At 62.9% G+C, this 24,760-nt stretch carries 23 protein-coding genes and 1 pseudogene; 10 read left to right on the plus strand and 14 right to left on the minus strand.

The features are described from left to right. Positions 1-5 precede the first annotated feature (5 nt). Entirely contained in the window at positions 6-362 is a 357-nt protein-coding gene (locus CNQ84_RS00810; protein ID WP_096003025.1) for an ArsC family reductase, read from the plus strand. Between the two features lie 24 nt (positions 363-386). Further along, complete coding sequence (gene dapD / locus CNQ84_RS00815; RefSeq protein WP_096003026.1) at positions 387-1,421, plus strand: 2,3,4,5-tetrahydropyridine-2,6-dicarboxylate N-succinyltransferase; 1,035 nt, start codon at positions 387-389, stop codon at positions 1,419-1,421. Positions 1,422-1,691: 270 nt separating this feature from the next. Here dapD and tcdA read toward each other — a convergent pair whose 3' ends face one another. Further along, positions 1,692-2,474, minus strand: a complete 783-nt coding sequence (gene tcdA, locus CNQ84_RS00820) for a tRNA cyclic N6-threonylcarbamoyladenosine(37) synthase TcdA (protein ID WP_096003027.1) — start codon at positions 2,472-2,474, stop codon at positions 1,692-1,694. 200 nt (positions 2,475-2,674) lie between these two features. Here tcdA and rlmF point away from each other — a divergent pair, with 200 nt between their 5' ends. The 6 genes from rlmF to trxC all read left to right on the plus strand — a co-directional run bounded on the left by rlmF (position 2,675) and on the right by trxC (position 7,025). Further along, positions 2,675-3,631: a 23S rRNA (adenine(1618)-N(6))-methyltransferase RlmF gene (gene rlmF, locus CNQ84_RS00825; RefSeq protein ID WP_096003028.1), complete on the plus strand. Its 957-nt coding sequence runs from the start codon at positions 2,675-2,677 to the stop codon at positions 3,629-3,631. Between the two features lie 136 nt (positions 3,632-3,767). Then, positions 3,768-4,904 carry a succinyl-diaminopimelate desuccinylase gene (dapE, locus tag CNQ84_RS00830; RefSeq protein ID WP_096003029.1) on the plus strand — a complete coding sequence of 379 codons (1,137 nt, stop codon included), beginning with the start codon at positions 3,768-3,770 and terminating at the stop codon, positions 4,902-4,904. Then, positions 4,904-5,707 (plus strand): putative RNA methyltransferase, encoded by an 804-nt coding sequence (locus CNQ84_RS00835; protein WP_096003030.1) that lies wholly within the window; start codon positions 4,904-4,906, stop codon positions 5,705-5,707. Before dapE ends, CNQ84_RS00835 begins: the two co-directional genes overlap by 1 nt. Positions 5,708-5,733: 26 nt before the next feature. Next, on the plus strand, positions 5,734-6,111 hold the full coding sequence (locus CNQ84_RS00840) for a hypothetical protein (RefSeq protein ID WP_065335912.1): 378 nt from the start codon (positions 5,734-5,736) through the stop codon (positions 6,109-6,111). Positions 6,112-6,116: 5 nt separating this feature from the next. Next, positions 6,117-6,578, plus strand: coding sequence for a potassium channel family protein (locus tag CNQ84_RS00845; RefSeq protein ID WP_096003031.1), 462 nt, complete (start codon positions 6,117-6,119; stop codon positions 6,576-6,578). Between the two features lie 21 nt (positions 6,579-6,599). After that, on the plus strand, positions 6,600-7,025 hold the full coding sequence (gene trxC / locus CNQ84_RS00850) for a thioredoxin TrxC (RefSeq protein ID WP_096003032.1): 426 nt from the start codon (positions 6,600-6,602) through the stop codon (positions 7,023-7,025). Between the two features lie 144 nt (positions 7,026-7,169). Here the strand turns inward: trxC and CNQ84_RS00855 are convergent, their stop codons facing one another. From CNQ84_RS00855 to CNQ84_RS00875, 5 genes are all read right to left on the minus strand, one after another. Beyond that, positions 7,170-7,379: a cold-shock protein gene (locus CNQ84_RS00855; protein WP_096003033.1), complete on the minus strand. Its 210-nt coding sequence runs from the start codon at positions 7,377-7,379 to the stop codon at positions 7,170-7,172. Positions 7,380-7,527: 148 nt separating this feature from the next. Then, complete coding sequence (locus CNQ84_RS00860; RefSeq protein ID WP_096003034.1) at positions 7,528-8,496, minus strand: DUF4340 domain-containing protein; 969 nt, start codon at positions 8,494-8,496, stop codon at positions 7,528-7,530. Positions 8,497-8,506: 10 nt separating this feature from the next. After that, positions 8,507-10,348, minus strand: a complete 1,842-nt coding sequence (locus CNQ84_RS00865; RefSeq protein WP_096003035.1) for a GldG family protein — start codon at positions 10,346-10,348, stop codon at positions 8,507-8,509. A gap of 16 nt (positions 10,349-10,364) precedes the next feature. Continuing rightward, a complete protein-coding gene (locus CNQ84_RS00870) occupies positions 10,365-11,099 on the minus strand; it encodes an ABC transporter permease subunit (protein WP_096003036.1) in 735 nt (244 codons plus the stop codon). Then, positions 11,096-12,025 carry an ABC transporter ATP-binding protein gene (locus tag CNQ84_RS00875; protein ID WP_096003037.1) on the minus strand — a complete coding sequence of 310 codons (930 nt, stop codon included), beginning with the start codon at positions 12,023-12,025 and terminating at the stop codon, positions 11,096-11,098. The genes CNQ84_RS00870 and CNQ84_RS00875 overlap by 4 nt, the downstream gene beginning before the upstream one ends. A gap of 306 nt (positions 12,026-12,331) precedes the next feature. On the opposite strand from CNQ84_RS00875, the gene plsB reads away from it, so the two are divergent. Next, a complete protein-coding gene (gene plsB / locus CNQ84_RS00880; protein WP_096003038.1) occupies positions 12,332-14,809 on the plus strand; it encodes a glycerol-3-phosphate 1-O-acyltransferase PlsB in 2,478 nt (825 codons plus the stop codon). Between the two features lie 28 nt (positions 14,810-14,837). Here plsB and CNQ84_RS00885 read toward each other — a convergent pair whose 3' ends face one another. The 6 genes from CNQ84_RS00885 to ppc all read right to left on the minus strand — a co-directional run bounded on the left by CNQ84_RS00885 (position 14,838) and on the right by ppc (position 21,154). Beyond that, positions 14,838-15,626: a class I SAM-dependent methyltransferase gene (locus CNQ84_RS00885; protein ID WP_096003039.1), complete on the minus strand. Its 789-nt coding sequence runs from the start codon at positions 15,624-15,626 to the stop codon at positions 14,838-14,840. Between the two features lie 16 nt (positions 15,627-15,642). Continuing rightward, positions 15,643-16,530, minus strand: coding sequence for a DUF72 domain-containing protein (locus tag CNQ84_RS00890; RefSeq protein WP_245841191.1), 888 nt, complete (start codon positions 16,528-16,530; stop codon positions 15,643-15,645). A gap of 4 nt (positions 16,531-16,534) precedes the next feature. Continuing rightward, entirely contained in the window at positions 16,535-16,852 is a 318-nt protein-coding gene (locus CNQ84_RS20370) for a hypothetical protein (RefSeq protein WP_133065858.1), read from the minus strand. Between the two features lie 30 nt (positions 16,853-16,882). After that, the gene (gene tsaB / locus CNQ84_RS00895) at positions 16,883-17,557 is read right to left on the minus strand and encodes a tRNA (adenosine(37)-N6)-threonylcarbamoyltransferase complex dimerization subunit type 1 TsaB (protein WP_096003041.1); all 675 of its coding nucleotides are present in this window, start codon (positions 17,555-17,557) and stop codon (positions 16,883-16,885) included. 96 nt (positions 17,558-17,653) lie between these two features. After that, the gene (gene adk, locus CNQ84_RS00900; protein WP_096003042.1) at positions 17,654-18,301 is read right to left on the minus strand and encodes an adenylate kinase; all 648 of its coding nucleotides are present in this window, start codon (positions 18,299-18,301) and stop codon (positions 17,654-17,656) included. 213 nt (positions 18,302-18,514) lie between these two features. After that, positions 18,515-21,154, minus strand: a complete 2,640-nt coding sequence (gene ppc / locus CNQ84_RS00905) for a phosphoenolpyruvate carboxylase (protein WP_096003043.1) — start codon at positions 21,152-21,154, stop codon at positions 18,515-18,517. Positions 21,155-21,296: 142 nt separating this feature from the next. Between ppc and CNQ84_RS00910 the strand changes: the two genes are divergently transcribed. After that, positions 21,297-21,641 carry a pilin assembly protein gene (locus CNQ84_RS00910; protein WP_096003044.1) on the plus strand — a complete coding sequence of 115 codons (345 nt, stop codon included), beginning with the start codon at positions 21,297-21,299 and terminating at the stop codon, positions 21,639-21,641. A 31-nt stretch (positions 21,642-21,672) separates the two neighbouring features. Here the strand turns inward: CNQ84_RS00910 and mazG are convergent. Beyond that, positions 21,673-22,491: pseudogene (gene mazG, locus CNQ84_RS00915) on the minus strand (nucleoside triphosphate pyrophosphohydrolase). Beyond that, positions 22,488-24,737, minus strand: coding sequence for a GTP diphosphokinase (gene relA, locus CNQ84_RS00920; protein WP_096003045.1), 2,250 nt, complete (start codon positions 24,735-24,737; stop codon positions 22,488-22,490). The pseudogene mazG and the gene relA overlap by 4 nt, the downstream one beginning before the upstream one ends. Between the last annotated feature and the right edge of the window lie 23 nt (positions 24,738-24,760).

The following is a 24,760-nucleotide window of genomic DNA, read 5'->3' on the forward strand; positions in this document are numbered from 1 at the left end:
AATCAATGACTTGCACTCTCTACGGCATCAAGGCCTGCGACACCATGAAAAAGGCCCGCACCTGGCTCGACGAGCACGGTGTCGACTACCAGTTTCACGATTACAAGACGCAAGGCATCGACGCCGAACGGCTGCATGCCTGGTGTGCCGAACACGGCTGGGAAGTCATCCTCAACCGCAAGGGCACTACCTTCCGCAAGCTTGACGACGCGGACAAGGAAAACATCGATACAGACAAGGCGGTTGCGCTGATGCAAGCCAACCCCTCAATGATAAAAAGACCGGTACTGGATATCGGCTCGCAGCGCCTGGTCGGCTTCAAGCCGGAGTGGTACACCAGCGCGTTTGAATCCAATGCATAGCACTAGCATCAAAGGAACCGCCCCATGAGTGAATGTTTCAGTCTGGCCTTTGGCATCGGCACCCAGAACAGCGCAGGTGAGTGGCTGGAGGTGTTCTATCCGCAGCCCCTGCTCAACCCCGGCAACGCCCTGATCGACGTGATCAAGGCCGAGCTTGGTTATGCCGAAGGCAACCAGGCAATCGGTTTCGCCGCCAGCCAATGCGGCGCACTGAGCCAGGCACTGAATGCGGCCGGTTTCAGCGAGCAGGCCGCCCTGGTCGCGCAGATGGCCGACAGCAGCCGTCCGCTGGTCGCGACCGTACTGGCCAGCGATGAGGCTCCCAGCTCGACCCCGGAAGCCTACCTCAAGCTGCACCTGCTCTCGCACCGTCTGGTCAAGCCGCACGGCGTGGTACTGGCCGGCATCTTCCCGCTGCTGCCGAACGTTGCCTGGACCACCCAGGGCGCGATCGATATCAGCGAACTGCCGCAGCGTCAGATGGCTGCCCGCATGAAGGGTGAGTCGCTGGTCGTGCACAGCATCGACAAGTTCCCGTCGATGACCGACTACGTGGTTCCGGCCGGCATCCGCATCGCCGACACCGCGCGCGTGCGCTTGGGCGCCTACGTGGGCGAAGGCACCACCGTGATGCACGAAGGCTTTATCAACTTCAACGCCGGTACCGCAGGCACCAGCATGGTTGAAGGCCGCATCTCCGCCGGCGTATTCGTTGGCAAGGGTTCCGACCTTGGCGGCGGCTGCTCCACCATGGGCACCCTGTCCGGTGGCGGCAACATCGTCATCTCTGTGGGCGAAGGCTGCCTGATCGGCGCCAACGCCGGTATCGGTATCCCGCTGGGCGATCGCTGCACCGTTGAAGCCGGCCTGTACATCACCGCCGGCATCAAGGTGGCGCTGCTGGACGATGCCGACAACCTGGTCGAAATCGTCAAGGCCCGCGACCTGGCCAACCAGTCCGACCTGCTGTTCCGCCGCAACTCGCAGACTGGCGCCATCGAGTGCAAGACCAACAAGAGCGCGATCCAGCTGAACGATATGCTGCACGCCCACAACTAATCGCGTTGTGGGAGCTGCAAGCGGCAAGCTATAAGCTGCAAGCAGTCCGCGAAGAGGCCCGTACCGGTTATCGGTTCGGGCCTTTTTTAGAGCTACAAGTCTCAAGCGGCAAGCTACAAGCAGTTCGAGTGACGGGAATTATCAGCGCGATAACCTCCAAGCGCGGCGAGGTAAGCCTGAAACCACAAAGGCTTTTTGCTTTTGCTTTCGGCTTGTAGCTTGCGGCTTGTAGCTTGCGGCTTGCTGCTCGCTTGCTGCTCGCTTGCTGCGCTAGCGTAGCAAGCGCCCAACAGCCTGCGCCGCGGCTACCATGCCGAAGGTGGCGGTAACCATGGTGACCGCGCCGAAACCGCCGGAGCAGTCCAGACGTACGCCTTCCCCAACAAAGGACTTCTGGGTGCAGACGCTGCCGTCGGGTTTGGGATAGCGCAGCTGTTCTTTGGAGTAAACGCAGGGTACGCCGAAACTGCGCTTGCTGTCGGCGCGGGGGAAGTTGTGGTCACGACGCAGCAACGAGCGGGCCTTGGCGGCCAGCGGGTCGTTGACGGTTTTGGACAAGTCCGCGACGGTAATCTGCGTCGGGTCGATCTGCCCGCCTGCGCCACCGGTGGTGATCACCGGGATCTTGCGGCGGCGGCACCAGGCAATCAGCGCCACCTTGGCGTTGACGCTGTCGATGCAATCCACCACACAGTCGATGTCGTCAGTGATCAGGTCGGCCAGATTGCTGGGCGTGACAAAATCCATCACCGCGCGCACCTCGCACTCCGGACTGATCGCCCGCAGACGCTCGGCCATCACCTCGACCTTGGGCTTACCCACCTGACCGTCCAGCGCATGCAACTGCCGGTTGACATTGCTGACACAGACCTCGTCCATATCGATCAGACTGATACGACCAATACCGCTACGCGCCAGCGCCTCGGCCACCCAGCTGCCGACCCCGCCGATCCCGACCACCACCACATGGCTGGTCGCCAGACGCGCAAGCGCCTCCATGCCATACAAACGGCCAATTCCAGCAAAACGGGGGTCTTCGGTGATCATGGGCATCCTCCTGCGGCGGCACAGTATACCAGCGCCCTCTTGCGCTGCATTGCGCAAAAAACAGCCAGTTTTGCGCAGCCACCAGCCCTACTGGCATTGGCATGGATATCCTGCAGTTATCCACAGCTTCATCCCCAACTTCTGTGAACAACGGATGACAAGGCGGCATCGGCGTGGGATGCTCCCCCTCCACCTCAGGAGTCAACATGTCGCGCCCCCCATCCAAGCCACCAGCACTGCATCCACGCAACCGTTATCAGGGCCGTTACGACTTTCCCCTGCTGGCCCGCAAGTGCCCGCCACTAAAGGCTTTTATCCGCCAGGGCAAGGATGGGCAGACGACCATCGACTTTGCTGATCCGGCTGCCCTGCGCTGCCTTAACGGTGCCCTGCTGACGCACTGGTACGACATCACTGGCTGGCAGATCCCGCCGGCCGCGCTGTGCCCACCCATCCCCGGGCGCGCTGACCTTATCCACCATCTGGCAGACCTGCTTGCCAGCAGCCACGACGGGGTTATCCCCAAGGGAGAGCGGCTGCGTGGCCTGGACGTCGGTACCGGCGCTAATCTGATTTACCCCCTGATCGGCAATGCCGAATACGGCTGGCAATTCGTCGGCAGCGACATTGATGCAGAGGCGCTGCGCAACGGCGAGCAGATCCTCGCGGCCAACCCGACCCTGCAGTCCCGGATCGAACTGCGTCGGCAGGCCGACCCTGCGTGCATTTTCGCTGGCATCATTGGCGCAGATGAGCAATTCGACTTCACGCTCTGCAATCCGCCGTTCTATGCCAGCGCTGGCGAGGCGCAGAAAGCCAATGAGCGCAAGTGGCACGGGCTGGGCAAAGCGGCCGCCGGGCGCAACTTCGGCGGCCGCCCCAATGAGCTGTATTGCGCCGATGGCGAAGCGGGCTTTCTGCAACGCATGGCCGAGCAGAGCAAGCGCTACGCACAGCAGGTGTTCTGGTTTTCCACTCTGGTCGCCAATGCCGCCAGTCTCAAAGTGCTGCCCGAGCAACTGCGCGCCCTCGGCGCTACCGACGTGCGGGTTGTCGACATGGGCCAGGGACATAAACGCAGTCGGCTGCTGGCCTGGACCTTCCTCGACAAGAAGCAGCGGCGAGCCTGGCGGCGGGCGCGCTGGCCCGGCACGCGAATCTGAACAACCGGCTCTGGTCTTGGTCACCGACCGGAGCCGAACGGTGGTCACTGAGGCATGCTGCGCCCCGATCCGGCGGGAAGCGCACCGCATGACTCTGGTATGATGGCGCCTTTCTCTGCCCAGACGAACCGGAACCATGACCGAGCTATCTCCTACCCTGCAGCTGGCCTGCGAGCTGATCTCCCGCAACTCCACCACGCCAGAGGACGCTGGCTGTCAGCAACTGATGGGCGAACGACTGGCAGCGGTCGGCTTTGCGCTGGAGCCGCTGCGTTTTGGCGAGGTCGAGAACCTGTGGGCAAAACGCGGCAGCGAAGGTCCTGTGCTGTGTTTTGCCGGTCACACCGATGTGGTGCCAACCGGCCCGGTCGAGCAGTGGCAGACCAACCCCTTTATCCCGCAGATCGTTGACGGCATGCTGCACGGGCGCGGCGCAGCCGATATGAAAGGCAGCCTGGCGGCGATGCTTGTCGCGGTTGAGCGCTTTGTTGCCGCCCATCCCGAACACAAGGGTTCCATCGCCTTTCTGATCACCAGTGATGAGGAAGGCCCGGCCACCGAGGGCACCGTCAAGGTGGTGGAGACGCTGGTTGAGCGCGGCGAAAAGGTCGACTGGTGCATCGTCGGCGAGCCCTCCAGCACCGAGCTGGTAGGCGATATCGTCAAGAACGGGCGCCGTGGCTCACTCAACGCCCGCCTGGTCATTCGCGGCAAACAGGGTCACGTGGCCTACCCGCATCTGGCGCGCAACCCGATCCATTTGGCTGCTCCGGCGCTGGCTGCACTGGCCAGTGAGGTCTGGGACGAAGGCAACGCCTTCTTCCCGCCGACCAGCTTCCAGATCTCCAACGTTCACTCCGGCACCGGTGCCACCAATGTCGTGCCGGGCGAGCTGGAAGCGCTGATCAACTTCCGCTTCTCGACCGAGTCCACCGTCGAGGGCCTGCAACAGCGTGTGCGTGATCTGCTGGACAGCCATGGATTGGAGTACGAGCTGCACTGGACGGTGTCCGGCCTGCCGTTTCTGACCGAACCAGGCGCTCTGCTCGACGGTGTCTCAGCCGCGATCAAGCAAGTCACCGGCCGTGACACCCAGCCTTCGACCTCCGGTGGCACCTCGGACGGTCGCTTTATTGCCACCATGGGCACGCAAGTAGTCGAGCTAGGCCCGGTCAACGCGACCATTCACCAAGTCAACGAGTGCATCAAGGCCGATGACCTCGACCTGCTGACCGATATCTATCAGGTCACGCTGGAACGGTTGCTGACCTGATGCTGCAGCTGATCTGCCCCCACTGTCACGCCCTGCTCAGCAACACTGAGCGCCAATGGCGCTGCGCGGCCGGGCACAGTTATGACCAGGCCCGTCAGGGCTACCTGAATCTCCTACTGGTGCAGCACAAGAACAGCAAGCAGCCGGGTGACACGCCGCAGATGCTGGCCTGCCGTCAGGCGTTTCTCGATGCGGGCCACTACCAGCCGGTCAGCGACGCGATCAACCAGCTGTTCGCCGCGCTGGCGCCAAAGACCCTGCTCGACATGGGCTGCGGTGAAGGCTACTACACCGAACGGCTGGCCCGCGCCCTGCCGGATACCGCCATCGGCGGATTCGACATCAGCAAAGACGCCATCCTCAAGGCCTGCCGACGCAGCCGCAGCATCCGCTGGATGGTTGCTTCCAGCGCAAGACTGCCAGTGGCCGACCAGAGTCTGGACGCCGCGCTTAGCGTGTTCAGCCCCTGGTCGGCGGACGAGTGCCTGCGCACCGTCAAACCCGGCGGCCGGGTGCTGATCGTTGGGCCCCACGGGGATCACCTGCTGGCACTGCGTGAACGCCTGTACGACCAGATTCACCCGACACCGGCGCTGATCAAGGCACTGCCGGACGGGCTGCGCATCGCCTCGGAGCAGACCCTGCGCTATCCTCTGCAACTGACGGGTGAAGATCTGGGTAACCTGATCGGCATGACACCGCACGGTGTGCGCAGCCGCCCCGAGCGCCAGCAGGCCATCGCAGAGCAAGGTATCGACGGGCTCGATGTGGCCATGCAAATGATCATGCTGGAACGTTGCTGAGACCACGAACACGCCAAGGAGTAGCCGTGCGCCAACCCGATATCGAGATCTACCTGCGCGATGACCACGTTAACGACCTGCTGGACTGGCTGCACAGGGTCATGGGGCCACTGACACTGGACGAGCCCAAGGGCCTGACCCAGCACGGCGCACTACACGCAGATCAAACCATCCCGCTGATGGTGGTACGTAAAGCGGCAGGCAAGTGGGCCAGCATCTGGTTTGACAGCGATGCCACCCCCTGGCAAAGCGACCGCGACTGCGCCCGCGCCGTGCATGCAGCGCTCGGCCACGAGGTGCGCTGCTCGGTGGGCGGCTGGGAAGAAGCCGATGGCGAGGCTGACGCCGACCGCTGGCTGAAGGTAAACGCCGAGGGCGAAGCCGAGTTCAACTGGGCGCACTGAAACGCATGCTGCCTGACATAGATAGCTTCCATTGGATTACCGTCGGCGTCAGCTGCCTGATCGTCGCCATCGCGGTGGTATTGCATTACGAGGTTCTGTCGCGCCTGCACCGCTTCCTCGATACCACGCACATGGGTGAGCGCCCACGTATTCTCACCCTGATTTTTGTGCTGCTGTTTACGCATATTGCAGAGATCTGGCTGTTCGGCCTGGGCGCCCTCTACCTGCTGCAGACACCGGAGCTGGGTGGCATAGCCAACCTGCAGCACGTCACCCTGTTCGATACCGTCTATCTGTCAGCGACCACCTACACCACCCTGGGCTACGGCGATCTGACGCCCACCGGCAATCTTCGCTTTTTGTACGGCATGGAATCGCTAACCGGCCTGGTGCTGGTGACCTGGTCAGCCTCGCTGACCTTTATCGAGCTGCAACGCCAGTGGCAAGGCATGCGGCGCAAGCCCTGAAACCTCTGACGAGATCCTGCTATGCTGATTTGCTGCCCACACTGCCTGCGCAAAAATCGACTGGAGGCCACCCGTCTGACGGCCAATCCGGTCTGCGGCGCCTGCAAGCAGCCGCTGTTCACCGGTCAGCCAAGCGCAGTCGATGCTGCCGGGTTTGACCGCCATGCCAGTGCAGATTTGCCACTGGTCATCGACTTCTGGGCCAGTTGGTGCGGCCCCTGCCAGCAGTTTGCGCCCACCTTCAGCCAGAGCTGCGCCGCTACCGAACCACGGGCGCGCTTTTTAAAAGTGGATACAGAAGCAGCCCCGGAGCTGGCTGCCCGCTTCGCCATCCGCAGCATCCCGACACTGATCATCATCCAGCAGGGCAAGGAACTGGCGCGCCTCAACGGTGCCCTGCCACCGGGCGAGTTCGCCCGCTGGCTGCAACAGCAGCTGCCGGGTTGATGGTCGGCTCGGAGCAAGCACAGCGCCAAGCCAACAGGCCCGACGTGAACAGTCGGCCAGCGTACTGAAAAAGAAACGCAAGCAAGCCACCGGCCAGCGCGCAGGCTAGCCGGGCAGGACACGGAGCTGACGCAGCAGTCGTGTCTAAAGCTTGGTCACGTCCTCAGCTTGCAGGCCCTTCTGGCCCTGGGTCACGGTAAATTCAACCTTTTGACCCTCTAACAACGTGCGGTGCCCGTCACCGCGAATGGCGCGAAAGTGCACAAACACATCCGGCCCGGATTCGCGCTGGATAAAACCAAAGCCCTTGGCATCATTGAACCACTTAACGGACCCCTGCTCACGCTCAGCCATTACTACATTCCTCACAACACCGATCTGATCCGTTGCCGTCGCGCGGCAACACGTACGTACCCCGCCTGCTGACAGGGTATTGTTGGAGTCTAGTAGAAGATACAGGTGCCGCAAGCGGCCACCGGATGGTGGCCGCGGCAACGGCGAGTTACTGCTGGGCGGGGGGCTCTGTGGCCTGCAGGTCTGCCTGACGCAACGCCATGCGGTCGTGCTGAGCGACGCCGAGCTGGAAGGCCCAGCGCGCGTCATCATAGACCTTAAGCGGCTGCTCCTCGCTCTGGGTCAGCGCATCAATGGTCAGCCAGTAGGCGCCATCGACTTCATACATCGACGCCTTGAGCTGGGCACCAGACCAGCTGACCAACTGCATCTGCAGCGTAGGCGCAGGCAACGCAAGACTGCTGCGCAGCGCCACGTTCTGCGCCCGCAGGTCAGCCAATGCGAGCACCATGGAGTTCAACTCCCGCTCGTGGCCGCCAGCGTCACCCTCAGTCAACTTGAAGTTATAGTCACCCTCACTGGTCTTATCCAGCTGCAGGGATTCGCCATCAGCGTACTGCCACTGGGCGCGAGCCACCTGTTCCAGCGGGATCTGACTGACCTGCAGATCCAGCCAGTCCTGCGCATTGACCGACATGTTCAGGGCGCGGTTGATCAACCAGACCTGATCCTCGCCGTCCATACGCACCAGCTGATCGCTGCCAACAGGGTTGCCAAACAGCACACCGTATCGGCTTTGATCGGACGCTACGCTCACACGCAGGGCGGCATCGCTGGCCAGCCCCAGACGGGCGTGATACTCGGGATTGCTGGTCTTGGCCTCCAATACGCGAGCCTCACGCAGCGCCAGCAGCAGCGCCGCCAGGCGCTCGCGCTGCAGCGGGTACTGATCACGGTTGGCAACGGTCCAGTCGCTGCCGTCGCGTTGCAGCACGACCTCCTGCTCGCCGCGTGCCAGGGTGAGCTGCTCTACGTCGGCCAGAGCGGCCTGCTGAGCCTCATCCAAAAGCGGGCGACTCTCAAGGTCCGCGACCCGGTCGCTGTCACGCACCTGCAGCGCCACCGCCACCAGGGCGATGGCGACCAGCAGCAGAGCGATAAAAATGATCTTGCGCATGACTATCTCCTCACCCCTTGCGACGCGCGCGGCCCAGCAACCACCAGAGCAGCACGGCCAGCGTCAGCAGCAGCGGCATGAGCATGGTGTTGAGCAGCTTGAGCTGGGTACTCAGGGCGTCGATGTCGGCATTCAGCTGGAAACGCACATCGCGTAGCTGCTTGCGAATCGCCACCTTCTCATCCAGGAACGACTGAATGGTCTCACGCTGCTCGGCGGTCAGCTCGCTCAGCTGGGTCGGGTCCTGCCCCTGCTGCAGCTGGGCGAGCTTCTGGTCGGTTTCGGCCAGACGTTCCTGCAGGCGCTGTTCACTGGCGCGGAAGCGGCTTTCCGCCTTGCGCTGCAGCTCTTCCACCACAGTAAAGGGACGGCTGAAATCACCGCGCGAACGCACGCTGATCAGGGCGTCGGAGCCGGACAGGTTGTCCAGCGCGTTCACCAGCAATCCACCGTTGTCTGCCCAGGGTTGGGAGATGCGCTGACCAAACAGATCCTGCACCTGCACCCACATGCGATCACTCAGCATGTCAGTGTCGGCCACCACCACCACGTTGATGTTGTCAGCCTCTTGCAAGCCCGCCTCACGCCCTTCCAGACCATCCGAGAAGGCAGTCGCAGCCGGACCACTCAGACGCGCGGCCAGGGTATAGGTCTCGGCGTCCGGGGCAAAGCCCTGCAGCAGCTCTTCCGGGTCCTGCAGCTTGGTAAAGCGTTCGCTGGGTACCAGTGCACTGTCAGCGGTGCTTTGCAGCAGCGGGGTGAACTCGGTCTGGCTACCCTCGACCGGCACCAGCGCGCCACCGGTGGCCACGGTCAGCAGCTGCAGCGGTGCGGTGATGGTGTCCTCACGATTGATCTGCGCGGGCTCAACCTCGAGCCAGCCGATATGGCGCGCCGGACGCTGGCCCTGACCACGGCCAACGGCCATGCCCTGACGCGCATCAACCACCACCCGCTCCGGGTTATAGGCAACGCCCCAGGCCTGCAGCAGCGGCCCCAGATCAGACGCCTTGCCATCAGCCATGCCCTCGATCATCGCCTCCATGCCCTGATCTGCCTCGGCGAACGGGTCAACAAAGGCCAGCAGCTTGCCACCGCGCAGCACAAACTGATCAACCGCGTAGAGCGCCGCCTCGCTGAGTGCCTTGGGATGGATCAGCAGCAAGACCTGGATGTCCTCGGGAATCGCATCCACATCCTCGGCCAGGGTTTTGACATCAAACACCTGACGCATCTGCTCGATAGCGACCCAAGGCGCCTGCGGCTGCTGCGAGTAGGGATTCATGCCGCCCTCGACGGGCAGGCCGCTGATCAAGCCAACCTGTGGCTTGTCGGGCTTGGCCAGGGTGCTGACCAGACGACTCAACTCGTACTCGAGCATGTTTTCCTGCTCAAGTGCGAAGAAGGGGATGATTTCGCGCTGGGCCAGCTCGTTGGTGCCGGCCAGACCGAAATAAAGCGAATCACCGCTCTCACTCAGCGGGATAGCCTGCAGACCAAATTCAGCAGCACGATCTTCCGCCTCGGAGAAGGGTTCCGGGTCAATAATGTGCAGACGGATCATGCCATCGGCACGGCGCTCATACTCCTTGAGCATTTCCGCCACACGGCGCTGATAGTTGCGCAGCACCACCAGGTCCTTGCTGGCGCCCTCGGAGAAGAAGAAATACAGATCAATCGGCTCTTCCAGCTCTTGCAGAATCTCCCGGGTGCCGTCCGACAGGGTGTACAGCTTCTGTTCGGTCAGATCCAGGCGAGCTCCCGGCAGCAAAACCCCGGTCGCCATGTTGAAGGCAAAGAAGGCCAGCAGCAGTACCAGCAAGCCGGCACCGGAATACATAATACGTTTCATCTCAAGCTCCTTTGCCTCAATCGGCCTTTTTCAGGTCGATGACGATCGCCGTGGCAAACAGCCAGACGGCCATCAGCGAGAAGAAATACAGCAAGTCACGCAGATCCAGCACGCCCTTGCTGATGGCATCGAAGCGAATCAGGAAACTGAATGAGGCAATGGTGTCCAGCACCCACTGGGGAGCCCAGCCGCTGAACAGGTTCTGCACCATGGACACGCCACTGACGATAAACACGAAGCAGGCAACCACGCTGACGATAAAGGCAATCACCTGGTTCTTGGTCAGTGCCGACATGCACGAGCCGATCGCCAGATAGCCGCCAGCCAGCAGCCAGCTACCGATGTAACCGGTGATGATGGCGCCGTTGTCCGGGTTACCGAGATAGTTGACCGTCAGCACCATCGGGAAGGTCAGCAGCAGAGCAATGCCGATAAACACCCACGCGGCGAGAAACTTGCCCAGCACCATGGCACCGCGCGACACCGGCAGAGTCATCAACAGCTCGATGGTGCCGGACTTGCGTTCCTCGGCCCACAACCGCATGGCGACGGCAGGGATCAGAAACAGGTACAGCCAGGGGTGAAAGTTGAAAAAGGCATTCAGGTCGGCCTGACCGGCCTCGTAGAACGCCCCCAGATAAAAGGTGAAGACCGAAGCCAGCACCAGAAAGATCACAATAAAGATATAGGCCAGCGGCGTGGCGAAGTAGCCACCCAGCTCGCGCTTGAAGATCACGCCCAGATTGTTCATGCCGCCTCCCCGGAGGTCAGGGTACGGAAAACCTCGTCCAGGCGACCGCGCTCCACCGACAACTCATTGACCTGCCATTGCTGCTCCCGAGCCAGCTGCCCCACCGCAGGGAAGATCACCTCACCCGGCTTGGCCAGCACGGTCAGCAGCTGTCCATCACGCTGCGACTCCACCGCCAGTACGCCCGGCAGGCTCTCCAGCGGAGCTGTGGATACCGCTTGTCCCAATGACAGCGTGACCGCCTGGTGATAACGCGAGCGCGCCTCCAGCTCATCCGGCGTGCCATCGGCCAGCAGACGCCCACGCCCGATGATCACGGCGCGTGAACACACGGCGCTGACTTCTTCGAGGATATGCGTGGAAATCACCACCATCTTGTTGCTGCCTTCAGCCAGCTGCTGAATCAGGCGGCGCACATGGTGCTTCTGGTTTGGATCCAGACCGTCGGTCGGCTCGTCCAGAATCAGCACCTGAGGGTCGTGAAGAATGGCCTGAGCCAGACCAACGCGGCGCTTGAAGCCCTTGGAGAGGGTTTCGATGCGCTGTTCGAGCACGCCCTGCAGCTCCACCTGCTCGACCGCCCTATCCACATGGCGCTGGCGCTCGGCGCCGCTCAAACCACGGACATCGGCGATAAACTGCAAAAAGCCCTTGACCCGCATATCGCCGTAGCAGGGCGCGCCCTCAGGCAGATAGCCCATTTTCTGCTGGGCCTGCAGGGTCTGACGCTGAATATCGAAGCCGCAGACCGAGGCAGAACCGCCATCGGGTGTCAGAAAGCCCGTCAGCATTTTCATGGTGGTGGATTTGCCGGCCCCGTTGGGCCCGAGAAAACCGAGCACTTCGCCCGGCTTGACGTCAAACGACAGATTGTCGACGGCGGTGTGATCGCCGAAGCGCTTGGTCAGGCTGTTTATGCTTATCATGCCTTTTATTGTTCCCCCAGAATGGTCATTCGTGCGGTCCGTACCGTCCAGCGGTTACCTCTCAAACATCCATGCCGGACTACGACAGCCCAGGCGTGAACTGGTTCACAGTCGGCAGATATCTGCCTGGCCAGTCGGCGGATGCGGTCGCGCACGAGCCAGAGACTATATGAATCCCCTCCCCGCATTTCAAGGGCCGCAAACAGCCGGCGACGCCCGTGCCCCGCAAACGCCGGAGCTGCTAGAATCCCCAGCATTCTCCGCGTCGCGCCACCGGCCGGCATCACTGCCCAGTTCGAGAGTCCCATGTCTGCTTCCTATGCTTCCCTGTTTGGTCGATTGCGCTTTGGTCTGGCTCGCCGACTGCTGTATCTCTGGGCACGCTCCAGCCGCATTGGCGACAGCAACGAGGAGCTGGCTATCGACCCGCAGCAACCGGTGATCTACGTGCTGCCCTACCGCTCGCTGACCGACCTGATCGTGGCCGATCGCGAATGCGTGCGAGCCGGCCTGCCGCGCCCGGTGCGCGCGCCGCTGCCGCCGCTGGACGAGCGCGATGCCTTTATTTTCCTTAGCCGCGAACGCTCATGGGTGGGCCGGCCCGACCCGCGCGGCCAGTCGCCGCGGCTGGGCAAGGTGCTGGAGCACCCGGAGAGTGTGCAGCTGATTCCGATCACCGTGTTCTGGGGCCAGTCGCCGGACAGCGAGTCCTCCGCCATCAAGCTGCTGTTTGCCTGGAACTGGGTTGGCGGACGGCTGCGCAAGCTGCTGGCCATCATGCTGCACGGTCGCAAAATCCGCGTGCACTTTGGCCCGCGCCTGGCACTGCCGGAGCTGATCACCCCGGAGATGGACCCGGAACGCCGCGTGCGCCGCATCAACCGCGTGCTGCGCGTGCACTTCCGCCAGCAGCGCGCCGCCGTGGTTGGCCCGGAACTGGTACACCGCCGTACCCTGCTCAAGGGCCTGCTGCACGCGCCGCTGGTGCGCGCCGCCATTGCCCGTGAAGCCAGCGAAAAAGGCATCAGCGAGAGCAAGGCCCAGGCCATCGCAGCGCGCTACGCCAACGAGGTGGCCTCCGACTTCACCTATACCATCATCCGCTTTCTGGAAGTGGTCCTGAGCTGGTTCTGGAACAAGCTGTATGACGGCATCCGCGTCAACAACCTCAAGCCCATTCAGGACATCGCCCGCGGCAACGAAATCATCTACGTGCCCTGCCATCGCAGCCATATCGACTACCTGCTGCTGTCCTACCTGCTGTTTCGCAACAGCATGACACCTCCCCACATTGCCGCCGGCATCAACCTCAACATGCCGGTGCTCGGCGGCATTCTGCGACGCGGCGGTGCCTTCTTCATGCGCCGCAGCTTCAAGGGTAACCAGCTGTACACCGCAGTTTTCAATGAATACCTGCATGCGCTGTTCAGTCGCGGCTTTCCAGTCGAATACTTCATCGAGGGCGGGCGCTCACGCACCGGCCGCATGCTCAGCCCCAAGACCGGCATGCTGGCGATCACCCTGCGCAGCTTCCTGCGTTCCTCGCGTCGCCCTATCGTGTTTGTGCCGGTGTATATCGGTTATGAGCGGGTGCTGGAAGGCCGCACCTACCTGGGCGAGCTGCGTGGGCAGGCGAAGAAGAAGGAGTCGGTGTTTGACCTGTTTCGGGTGCTTTCGGCGCTCAAGCTGCGTTTTGGCCAGGTCGCGGTGAACTTTGGCGAGCCGCTGGCCTTGGCGGACTTTCTTGATCGCGAGCAGCCAGGCTGGCGACAACAGGCGCTGGCCCCCGACTACCGTCCAAGTTGGCTGAACGCCACCACCAACACCCTGGCACGCGAGCTGACCAGCGGCATCAGCGCCGCAGCCGACGTCAACCCGGTCAACCTGGTCGCCCTGGTGATGCTGTCCACCGCCCGTCTGGCGCTGGACGAAACATCCCTGGCACGGGCACTGGACCGCTACAAGGCGCTGCTGCAAACAGTCCCCTACAGCCCTGGCGTGACCCTGACCGGACTGGACGGCCAGGCGATGATCGAACACGTAGAGGCCATGCAGATGATCGGCCGCCAATCCGATGCCCTTGGCGAAATCATGCGCCTGGACGAGCCCCAGGCGGTGCTGATGACCTACTACCGCAACAACGTGCTGCACCTGGTGGTCTTGCCGGCGCTGATCGCCTGCCTGTTCCAGAACAATCCGCGCATGAAACGCGAACAGATCGAACGTCTGGTCATGGGCATTTATCCGTACCTGCAGGGCGAGCTGTTCCTGCAGTGGCGCGAAGACGAACTGCCCGCCGTCATTCAGCAATGGATCGACAGCCTGGTCGAACAACAACTGCTGCGCGAGGCAGACGGGCAGATCCATCGCCCGGACCTGAGTTCGGTAGAGTTTGTCATGCTCAGCCTGCTGTCACGCAGCATCATCCAGATTCTGGAACGCTTCTACATGGCTTCGGCATTGCTGCTGAACTATCCCAACGGCAGCCAGACCGCCGAACAGCTGGAAGCACGCTGTACCATCATGGCGCAGCGCCTGTCGATTCTGCATGGCCTGAACGCACCCGAGTTCTTCGACAAAACCCTGTTCCGCCAGTTTATCCAGCGCCTGACTGATGAACAGGTGTTGCGGGCAGACGACGAGGGTCGGCTGCACTATGCAGCCGGACTGGAGGACATTGCCGAGAACACCGCCAAGCGGGTGCTCAGCGCCGAGGTGCGCCTGTCGATTCGGCAGGTGGCGCGGAGCGCAGAAGCGGCTGACAGTCAGGCTGCGGCCCAATAGTCCTGCACAAAACCGGAACGGCCGGCACTCAGTCCAGCTTTTTTTTGCCGTAGATATCGTAGCGGCTGGACTGGCCGGCCAGCTCAGCGCTGGGCCGCTGGCCGGCAATCGCCGGCGCCTTGCGCGGGCGCTTGACCGCCACCCGGTGGGAGGCCAACTGCAGCGCCGCCGCCAGCAGCTGGGGCGCATCATCGTCATCACCGGCCAGCGGCCGGAACAGGCGCATCTCTTTTTTCACCAACGCGGACTTGTCCCGGTGCGGGAACATCGGGTCCAGATGAATGACCTGGGGAGTCGGCAAAGACCAGTCGCCCATGGCCGCAATCGCATCGCACTGCAGCAGCTGCATCCGCGCAGCGATCTCGGCCACCTCACCACCGGCGGCTCTGGCTCTTTGCAAGCCGTCTTCCAGCAGCGCCGCAATCACCGGCTGACGCTCCAGCAGCGTCACTTCGCAGCCCAGCGCGGCAATCACAAAGGCGTCGCGCCCCAAACCTGCGGTGGCATCCAGCACACTGGGTCTGACACTGCCGCGAATACCCACCGCCCGCGCGACCATCTGCCCCGCCCCACCGCCAAACTGACGGCGATGCGCCAGCGCCCCGCCAACAAAGTCCACCCGCACCGCACCCGGCGCGCCGGCTTCGGTGCTGCGCAGGGCAAGCCCGCCCTCTGCCGGCTCCAGCAGCAGCGCCGCATCAGCTGCCGACTCGGCCAGCACCGGCAGTTGCAGGCGTTCGGCCAGCGCCTCGGCGCTGGCTTGCCATTGCGGGTCGGACCAGGTGACGGCCAGTGACAGGGGGGCATGTTCGCTCATGGATATTCCTGTGGCATCAGAACAGACCCGCCTGCTGCGGCGTCTGCGCAGCCTCGCGCTCGCCGGGCCAGGCCGGCATGGGCGCCAGCGCCGGCACCCGCTCACGCAGGGCATGGTAAAAGTCTCGGGCCAATTGGGGCGCCATCTGGTTATCCGGGGTGTGCATGAACAGCATCGGCTGATAGCCGGCCTGCAACCACTGGACGCACTTGTCGAGCCAGGGTGCCAGCGCCTGCCAATTGGCGTCCCTATCCATACCACCAATAAAGCGCACACTGGGCCGCTGCGACAGCGCAATGGCATGCACCGGCAGGCGCGGCTTGCGCTGCTTGGCTTCAAGCGTTGAGGGGTCGGTGGCGGTACTGGCGAACAACGCACGAGTGTCGAAGCTGATGCGCTCGACACCCCGCCCGTGCAGTAGGCGGTTAAGCTGCCGTTCGGCGTCGTCCTTGCGGAAAAACCCGGGATGGCGCACTTCGACCGCATATTGGTAGTCAGCAGGCAAGCCAGCCAGAAACTCAGCCAGTATCCCCAACGCATCCGGTGCAACACGCTCGGGCAACTGCAGCCAGATCGGCCCAAGGCGTTGCTCCAGCGGTGCCATGCGGCTGAAGAACGCCCTCAGTGCCGGATGATCAGCATCCAGACGCCCGCCATGACTGACCTCACGGGGCAACTTGGCGCAGAAGTGAAAGTCCTCACTCAGCAGTTCAGCCCAACGGGCAACGCGCGCGGCACTGGGCAGGGAGTAGAAGGTGGTATTGCCCTCAACCGCGCCAAACACGCGACTGTACTGCGCCAGCCGTTCGTCGGCGTCGCTGCCACGGGTATAGAGCTGACCACCCCAGGCGGGCTCAGACCACAGTGGGCAACCGGTGATAAAACGCGGGGGTAACGCAGTCACGACATCAGGCGTAGACGTCGATGCCGGCCAGGCTGTCGGCAGCGCTGTCGACCGGCATATTGGCCGTGTTCTGGTAGCTGGCCAACGCCTGATTGGCGCGACCATAGACTGGCTCGTAGGATTCGCGGCGTGCCGGAATGTATTCGGCGGTCGGTGCAGAAGTCGAGACTACCTGCGTTGCCGGTAGGCGGTTGGCGGCTGCAGCCGCGCCCGGCTCTGCTACCGGAACGGGCACCGCCGCGGTGCTGCCATTGGTATTGGCAACCGCTCGACTGCTGCGCTCGGGCAGCGATGAGTAGGGGTTAAATCCGTCCAGGCGCACCGAATTGACTCCTGCAGAGATGGGGCCAGCTTACGCCTGCCCCTTGGGCGTGGCAACTTTGTCGCGCAGATAAACCGGCTGCGCATCTGCAGCATCAACCACTTCGCCGGCCTGCCACCGAGGTAAGGCCAGGGTGATCAGATCACTGGCGTCCGGCAGCATCTGCGGCCAGCTCTGCGTGGCGGACACCGCCAGGCGCTCAGCATACTGCCAACCGGTACCGGCACCGGCCACGCTGCCAACACCCGCCGGCAAGCTGACCGCTTCAGGCGCACAAACCCGCTCATCATCCAGCAACTGCATGACGCCGTCCTGCAGGCCGTAGAGGCCCCAATAGACTTCATCCATACGCGCATCAATGGCGGCCGCTACGGTGTCGGTGCCGTGCTCGCGCCAGGCGCGCTGAGCCAGCGCCGCCAGATTGGATACGGCGATCACCGGTTTGTCAGCGGCAAACGCCAGCCCCTGCACCATGCCGGTCGCGATGCGCACGCCGGTAAAGGCGCCGGGGCCGCGACCAAACACCAGGGCGTCGACATCCTGCAGCCGCAGCTGACGTTCGCCAAGCAGCTCCTCGATCATCGGCAGCAGGCGCTGGGCATGCTGACGCGGAATCACTTCGCTGCGCGCGGTGACGGCGCCATCATGCAGCAAGGCGGCGGAACAGCACTCGGTGGCGGTATCCAGAGCAAGCAGTGTGGTCATGGTCGAACTCTGCATTCAGGGGGCGGGCATTGTACAAAAATGCAAAGACCCGTGCGACCGAAGTCAGCACGGGTCTTTTGCTCCAGCGAGCAGGGCTCAGTCCAGCGCGCTGATGACCTTGGCAGTGATCTGCTCTACGCTGCCGATACCTTCCACCTTGGCGCACTTGGGCGTGCCCTTGGCAGCAGACAGGCCCTGGTAGAACTCAACCAGCGGCTTGGTCTGGGTGTGATAAACCTGCAGGCGTTTGCGAACGGTTTCTTCCTTGTCGTCATCACGCTGAATCAGGTCATCGCCGGTCACGTCGTCCTTGCCGGCGACTTTGGGCGGGTTGTGATCAACGTGATAAACACGACCCGAACCCGGGTGCACACGACGACCGGACAGGCGAGCAACAATTTCCTCGTCGGCCACAGCGATTTCCAGCACGCGATCAATATCGATACCGGCTTCTACCAGCGCCTCGGCCTGCGGAATGGTGCGCGGGAAGCCATCAAACAGAAAGCCCTTGGCGCAATCATCCTGGGTGATACGCTCCTTGATCAGGCCGATGATCAGGTCATCGGAGACCAGGCCGCCCGTATCCATGACTTCCTTGACCTGCTTGCCAAGCTCGGTACCGGCCTTGACCGCTGCACGCAGCATGTCGCCGGTGGAGATTTGCGGAATGCCGAAGCGCTCGCAGATGAACTGGGCCTGTGTACCCTTGCCCGCCCCTGGGGCGCCCAACAGGATAACTCGCATGATGTACTCCTCGTCTAACTGAAACCGGGCATTGAGCGGTCCTCAACCAGCGACCTGCCAGGCACTCGCGGCCAGCGCGAATGCGGTAAATACGGTGCGTCCAGAGCGTGCTGGTTCGCAAAGGGCGTTCAACATACACGCCCACGCGGCCATGCACAAGACGGACCATTGTCGCAGGCAAACGCGCCCGCAGGATACTTGACGACCGACCGGTCAGCCGGTGTTGCGCATGCCTGCCGCGATACCGGCCATGGTCACCATCAGCGCCCGCTCCAGATCAGGATCGACACGCTCGCCCTGGGCACGGGTACGCTTCATAAGCTCGGCCTGCAGCACATGCAGCGGGTCGGTGTAGGGGTTGCGCACCGCCACCGACTCGCCCAGCGCCGGGTTGTGCGCCAGCAGTGCATCGCTGTCACGCAGCTGCAGCACCACGGCGGTGGCCTGCGCCAGCGCCGTGCGCAAACGTTCACCCAGCGGCCACAGGTCCGGACTGGCCAGGCGTTGCTCATAGAAGCGCGCGATATCCACATCGGCCTTGGACAGCACCATCTCCAGCATCTCCACACGCGCCAGGAAAAACGGCCAGGCCTCCATCATCTGCGTGAGCTGAGCCTGCTTGCCGGCGTCCAGCGCTTCACGTAGCGCCTGTCCGGCACCCAGCCAGGCCGGCAGCATCAGGCGCGTCTGAGTCCAGGCAAAGATCCAGGGGATAGCACGCAGACTCTCGATGCCGCCCTGACTGCGGCGCTTGGCCGGCCGGCTGCCCAACGGCAGGCGACCCAGCTCCTGCTCGGGTGTCGCCTGACGGAAGTACTCGACAAACTGCGGCTCGCCGCGCACCACGCCCCGGTACACTTCAACCGAGCGATCAGCCAACTGCTGCATCAGCTCACGCCAGGCCGGCTCGGGTGCCGGTGGCGGCAGCAGGCTGGCCTCCATGACGGCGCTGGTATAGAGCAGCATGCTCTGCACGGCGATCCCGGGCAGGCCAAACTTGAAGCGGATCATCTCGCCCTGTTCGGTGACCCGCAGTTGACCGCGTACCGAACCCGGTGGCTGCGAGAGAATGGCCATGTGAGCAGGTGCACCACCGCGACCCACGGTGCCGCCGCGACCGTGAAACAGCCGCAGATGCACTCCGTGGCGCCGACACACACCCACCAACGCTTCCTGGGCACGGTACTGCGCCCAGCCTGCCGCGAGCGTACCGGCGTCCTTGGCCGAGTCGGAATAGCCGATCATGACCTCCTGTTCATCCCCCGCCAGCGCGCGGTACTGCTCCAGCGACAGCAGGCGATCAATCGCGTCGGCAGCATGATCAAGGTCACTCAGGGTCTCGAACAACGGCGCCACCCGCATCGGCCAGCGGACGCCGGTTTCCTTGAGCAACAGCTTGACCGCCAGCACATCCGAGGGGTGCGAGGCCATGGAAATAACATAGGAGCCGAGCAGTTCCTGTGGTTGGCTGGCCACGACCCGACAGGTCGCCAGCACTTCTGCGACATCGGCCGATGGCTGCCATTCCGGCGGCAGCAGCGGGCGCCGGCTGTGCAACTCATCCAGCAGAAAGCGGCAACGGGCCTCTTCATCCCACTCGGCATAGTTGCCTAACTGCAGGTATTCGGTCAGCTCGCTGAGCACCTGCGCGTGACGCGCCGCATCCTGCCGGATATCCAGGCGTACCAGCCCCAGACCAAAGGCGTTAACCCGACGCAGGGTGTCGAGCAAGGGACCGTTGGCGATGCGCTTGAGGCCAAAGGCAAGCAGCGACTGATAACACAACTCCAACGGACCGCGCAGATCGCCGAGCTGGCGCAGCACCTCGGCGGGCATGGCCACATCAGCCGTCAGCGACTGCTCTGCCCAGTCGCGGGTCGCCTGCAGTCGGGTACGCAGTTGCTTGAGCACGGCCCGGTAGGGCTCATCGACGTTACCGGCTGCGGCCAGCAGCTCATCGCTGGCCGCATGCATGGACAGCTGGTTGCCCAGCGCCTCGATATCACGCAAGTACAGATCAGCCGCCATCCAGCGCCCCAGCAGCAGTACCTCGCGGGTGACGGGCGCGGTGACGTTGGGGTTGCCATCGCGGTCGCCGCCCATCCAGGAGGCAATGCGCACCGGCGCGGCGCGCACATCCAGGTGCTGGCCGGTGGCGCCGTGCACATCGGCATCCAAGCGACGCAGGAACTGCGGCAGTGCCTGCCACAGCGAGTGTTCGATGACCGCAAAGCCCCACTTGGCCTCATCGACCGGCGTGGGTCGGCTGCGCCGGATCTCATCGGTATGCCAGGCCTCGCTGATCAGACGCGCCAGATCCTGACGCACCTCTTCACGCTCGGTAGCCGTCAGGTCGTCATGGTCGCCACGCGCCAGCGCATCAGCGATGGCGTCGTACTTCTGGATCAGCGTACGGCGGGTGACTTCGGTCGGGTGGGCAGTCAGCACCAGCTCGATATCCAGCCCGTTGACCTGCTGGACGATGGCGTCGGTGCTGAAATTCTCCGCCTTCAGGCGCTGCAGCAGCTCGTTGACACAGCGCAATTCAAAGGCCTGCGGCTCATCGGCCCGGCGCCGGCGGATACGGTGATGCTGCTCGGCAATATTGGCCAGGTTGAGAAACTGGTTAAAGGCCCGACACACCGGCAACAACTGGCTGTCAGGCAAATCCTGCAGGGCGCCCAGCAGCGCGTCATTGGCTGCCTGGTCGGCCTTGCGGCCCTTTTTGGCACCCAGACGAATACGCTCGATGCGTTGCAGAAAGTCGTCCCCCAGGTGGGCCTGAATGGTCTGCCCCAGCAGCGTACCGAGGTTATGGACGTCTTCACGCAAACGGGCATCAATATCGGTCATGACTCTGTCTCCAGGCAAACGGGACGCCCAGCATGCGATGCAACCTTGCCGCTGACAAGGGGTCTCAAGACCTGTACACCCCCGCAAATGGTCTATGCTGGGGGTGTCGCCACAAGCGACAACACGCAATAAAGGGGGAACCATGAAGATCCGTGAACTCACCCAAGCCTGGGAAAAGAACGCCAAGGGCCGCGTGACCCGCAACAGCTATGCGGTGCATCTCACGCTGGAAGATGCGGCGCGCCTGGAAGCGCTGCACGAGATGTACCCCAAACGTCAGGTTGAAGACCTGATCACCGACCTGCTGGGCGCGGCGCTTGAAGAACTGGAAGCCAGTCTGCCCTACCGGGCGGGAAAGGAAGTGATAGCCATCGATGAGATGGGCGACCCTCAGTACAAGGACGAGGGGCCGACGCCACGCTATCTAGAACTGAGCCGCAAGCATCTGCAGGAGCTGATCGAGCGCCAGCAGGAAACCCAGCACTGAGTGAGTGCAACAGGGCGCGGTAGACCGCGCCCTAAAGACCTTGCTGCTTGGCCCTGTCCCACAGGGCGTCGAGCTCAGTCAGGTCGCGCCCGGCCACGGTCGCGCCCTGCCCTCTGAGCTGCTCTTCGATAAACCGAAAACGCCGCTCAAATTTGGCATTGCCCTGACGCAAGGCGTTCTCGGCATCCACACCAAGGTGCCGGGCAAGATTGACCACGCAGAACAGCAGGTCGCCCATCTCCTCGGCGACGGCGGCGTTGTCACCCGCCGCCAGTGCCTCGCGCACTTCATCCAATTCTTCGCTGATCTTGTCAACCACCGGCGCCGCCTCGGGCCAGTCGAAACCGGCCGATGCAGCGCGCTTTTGCAGCTTCTGCGCACGGCTCAGTGCCGGCAGTGCGGTGGGCACGTCGTCCAATAGCGACAGCTGTTCGGGACGCGCCGCTTTCTCTGCTCGCTCCTCCGCCTTGATCTGCTCCCAACGGCGCTTGACCTGCTCTGGCGCCAGGGTCTGGCTGCCCGGCGGCGTACGCAGATTGCCGTCGGGAAACACGTGCGGATGGCGACGTACCAGCTTGCGGGTGATGCCATCCACCACCTCGGCCCAGCCAAAACGGCTTTCCTCGCCCGCCAGCTGGGCGTAGTAGACGACCTGAAAGAGCAAATCGCCCAGCTCGCCACGCAGCTGCTCGAAGTCTCCCTGCTCGATGGCGTCTGCCACCTCATAGGCCTCTTCCAGCGTGTGCGGCACGATACTGGCGTAATTCTGTTGCAGATCTCAGGGACAGCCATGCTGCGGATCACGCAGACGCTGCATCAGATACAGCAGGTCGTCCAACTGGTAACTCATGCGCGGTTTTCCTGGCGATTGCGTCGCGCTTCGATGACGTTCGGCAGCTGGCTGATACGCGTCAGCAGGCGGCTGAGCATGCCGAGATTGGGAATTTCAATGGTCAGCAGCATCGCCGCGTAGTTATCGTCCTTGTTCGTCCGCGTACTGACCTCCAGTACGTTGATCTTCTCATTGGCCAGCAGCAGCGAGACGTCACGCAGCAGACCAGAGCGATCATAGGCCTTGATGTAGATTTCCACCGGATAGGTCTGCACCGGCGCACCGCCCCAGCTGACTTCGATCAGACGTTCCGAGTCGCGATCTTGCAGCTGCATGGCATTGGCGCAGTCGGCGCGATGCACGGTCACGCCACGGCCCAGCGTGATGTAGCCGATGATCGGATCGCCCGGCACTGGCTGACAACAACCAGCCAGTTGGGTCATCAGGTTGCCGACCCCCTGAATATAGACATCGCCGCGGCGGCCGACATTGCGGCTGGGCTTTTTGGGAATCAGCTCCAGCTGTTCGCTGTGGCGATCCGGCTCGACCAGCTGTTGCGCCACATTGACCACATGGGCCAGGCGCATGTCACCAGCCCCAACGGCAACAAAAAGATCCTCCTGGCTCTTGAGCCCGAGGCGATCAATCAGTTGCGCATAATCGGCGCCGTTCAGTGCCATGCGAGTCAGCTCACGTTCGACCATCAGCTTGCCCGCTTGCGCGTTCTGCTCGCGGGCCTGCTCCTTGAACCAATGCTGTACCTTGGCGCGCGCGCGCGAGGTGTTCAGATAGCCGAGATTGGGGTTGAGCCAATCGCGGCTTGGGCCGCTTTGCTTGCCGGTGATGATCTCCACCTGCTCGCCGGTCTGCAGCACGTAATTCAGCGGCACGATGCGCCCGTTGACCTTGGCGCCGCGGCAATTGTGGCCAATTTCGGTGTGCACCCGATAGGCGAAGTCCAGCGGCGTTGCCCCCTTGGCCATGTCCAGCACGTGGCCATCGGGCGTAAACAGGTAGATGCGGTCCGGTTCAAAGTCGACCCGCAGCTGCTCAGCCAAGCCGCCGATGTCGCCCATCTCCTCGTGCCATTCCAGCACCTGACGCAGCCAGGCGATCTTGTCTTCATAGGCGTTGGAGTTGCTGTCGAGATCGGTGCCCTTGTAGCGCCAGTGGGCGCAGACGCCCAGCTCAGCCTCCTCGTGCATGCCCTGGGTACGGATCTGCACCTCCAGCACCTTGCCCTCGGGACCGATCACCGCGGTATGCAGCGAGCGATAGCCGTTCTCCTTCGGATTGGCGACATAATCGTCAAACTCGTTAGGAATATGCCGCCACAGGCTGTGAACAACACCCAGCGCGGTGTAGCAGTCACGGACCTGAGGTACCAGAATACGCACCGCGCGCACGTCATAGACCTGACTGAAATCGATGCCCTTGCGCTGCATCTTGCGCCAGATGGAATAGATGTGTTTTGCCCGGCCGGTGATATCGGCATGAATCGACGCCTCTTCCAGCGACTCGCGCAGCTGGGCCATCACAGCATCGATGTACTGCTGGCGGTCGAGCCGACGCTCGTCCAGCAGCTTGGCAATCTGTTTGTATTGTGTGGGCTCGAGATAGCGGAACGAGAGGTCTTCCAGCTCCCACTTGATATGCCCGATACCCAGGCGGTGCGCCAGCGGCGCGTAGATGTCGAATACTTCGCGGGCGACGCGGTAGCGCTTTTCTTCCGGCGCATCCTTGACCGCCCGGATGGCGCAGGTGCGCTCGGCCAGCTTGATCAGTGCCACACGAACATCATCGACCAGCGTCACCAGCATCTTGCGCAGGTTCTCCACCTGCGCCTGCGGACTAAAGCTCGCCGTATTGCCCGGGTTCTGCGACACGCTGATGGCCGCCATGCGCTGCACACCATCCACCAAGTGGGCAACGGTCGGCCCAAAGCGGTGTTCCACTTCGGTCAGGTCGGTCTTGCGCTCGCGCACCGCGCGGTAGACCACGGCAGCGACCAGTGAGTCCTGGTCCAGTTTGAGGTCAGCCAGAATCTCGGCCATTTCCAGGCCAGTGCGGTAACTGCTCGCACCGTCCGCCCAGATGTTCTCCGCTTCGATGGCGGCCTGCTCCAGCTCCTGGGCCCACTCGCATGCTTCATGCAGCGTCTGGGGATCGACAAGCTGCGTGCGCTCCCCGATACGTTCGATCCAGGCGTCGATATTGACGCTGCCATCCTGATTGGTCGGGTGTGCTGCTCTGACCTGTACCATCTTCTTGTCCTCGCCCGGCGGCG

This window comes from Pseudomonas abyssi (assembly GCF_002307495.1).
Taxonomy (GTDB): Bacteria; Pseudomonadota; Gammaproteobacteria; order Pseudomonadales; family Pseudomonadaceae; genus Halopseudomonas; species Halopseudomonas abyssi.